1 protein-coding gene is annotated in these 551 nt (G+C 54.8%); it reads left to right on the forward strand.

The window, feature by feature from the left end; all coding sequences use genetic code 11:
* Positions 1-91: 91 nt before the first annotated feature.
* A partial coding sequence (locus QT222_RS00035) for a hypothetical protein (protein WP_491475903.1) occupies positions 92-551 on the forward strand: 460 nt, incomplete at its 3' end.

The following is a 551-nucleotide window of genomic DNA, read 5'->3' on the forward strand; positions in this document are numbered from 1 at the left end:
ACAGGCATCGTCAGGGCAGGCGCTTTCCGGTACTCGCTTGATGCGTTTCGACCCGCAGCGCAGTGTTTTTTCTGTTCCGAACTGGGAGCACATGAGACTCACGATCGATAAGATGGAGCTTCAAACGGAGCAAAGTCTGCTGAAGCAGGCGACCTTCCTGTACCTTGCGATGGAGCAGCTCGATGTCGTCGTCCGTGTCGGTGGCAAGGTAGTAAAACGTCACAGTCTCGTTCGTGCGTTCTGTAACGAGGATCATGACGACCGATTGCAGCAAGAGGATCTCAAACTACGGAATAAGGAAGAGTTTAATCAATGGGTTGAGGACTGCGATCCCCAAATAGTGGTGCGTTTTGTACCGGATGTTGAGCTAGGCAATTGGTACGTACCCTCCAGAAGGCGGTGGATGGATCGGGATGAGGGCACACCGGGAACCGGCGTTGGCTTGAATCTTGATCAGTGGAACGAGCGGCTCGAGAGCCCTTATGGGCCCGACTTTCCGGATCTTGGGTGGGAGTTTGTAGTGGAGCTTGACGGGGAGCGTGACCCGAGCG

The sequence above is a fragment of the Haloferax sp. s1 genome (assembly GCF_058382125.1).